The organism is Vibrio sp. 1288, assembly GCF_033344475.1.
On sequence record NZ_JAWPOX010000109.1, the window covers coordinates 1 to 1,227 of the forward strand.

Consider the following 1,227-nt stretch of genomic DNA (forward strand, 5'->3'; position numbering starts at 1 on the left):
CGACAACATGTCATTTGGTCTAAAACTGGCTAAAGCAGACAAGGCAGAAATCGACAAACGAGTTGAACACGCAGCAGAAATCCTACAACTGGGTCACCTGCTTGAGCGTCAACCGAAAGCACTTTCAGGTGGTCAGCGTCAACGTGTGGCTATCGGCCGTACACTAGTATCGCAACCAAACGTATTCCTTCTAGATGAACCTTTGTCTAACCTAGATGCCGCGCTACGTGTAAACATGCGTGCGCAAATTACCAAACTACAACGTCAACTTGGCTGCACCATGATCTACGTTACACACGATCAGGTGGAAGCAATGACCATGGCGGATAAAATCGTCGTACTAGATGGTGGTTACGTCTCTCAAGTTGGTAAACCTCTTGAACTTTACCACTACCCACAGAACCGCTTTGTGGCTGGTTTCATCGGTTCTCCAAAAATGAACTTCATGAGCGTATTCATTGATGAAGTAGAATCAGAACGCGTTAAAGTTCAGCTATCTAACGGCGTATCATTCTGGATTCCTGTAGATGGTACAACCGTTAACCGTGGCGACCGCATGTCTTTGGGTATTCGCCCAGAGCACCTACTTTCTGCAACCGAAGCTGACGCAACCATTCACGGTGAAGTGATGATCGTAGAGAAGCTTGGTAACGAAACTCAGGTATACCTAAACCTTGAAGGCGCAGACGCGGATGTGATCTATCGTCAACCAGACACGCTAGCTGTCGACACGGGCGATAAATTGGAAATCGGTATTCCTGCTCACCGTTGTCACCTATTCCATAGTGATGGTCGTGCTTGTAAACGTCTATTTAAAGAAAATGGCGTAGATTTCGAATAAATTATTCACCTATAGTTGTTATAAATCCCTCTCTCCTGAGAGGGATTTTTTGTATCAAAACCACATAAATGACCGACATCACTCGCTCGCTGGACTCATCACTCATACTCCGCACCCAAGACTAAATCATTAACTTCCCTGTAAATAAGTCATCCGTTAGACCATCAAGAAATTAAACCTTAGTTTTTATAATCAAACTCGCTTCTTAATACTTTTCCTCATCCCTGCGTAGCAAGTACCAGCTTTTTCCTAAACAGCAAAACTTAGCCAAAGGTCTAAATTTCATTCTTATTTCCACTTACCTAAACAACACGAATTTTTAATCTTAACTGCTAAGTCGACCGTTAAGATATATAAGAAACCTTTACACGACGCTCTCCGGATCT

The 1,227-nt window shown here is 43.5% G+C and carries 1 protein-coding gene; it reads left to right on the top strand.

From position 1 onward, the window contains the following. Nucleotides 1–841, top strand: an 841-nt coding sequence (locus R8O11_RS24940) for a TOBE domain-containing protein (RefSeq protein ID WP_318194570.1), incomplete at its 5' end; no start/stop codon positions are given. Nucleotides 842–1,227 lie beyond the last annotated feature (386 nt).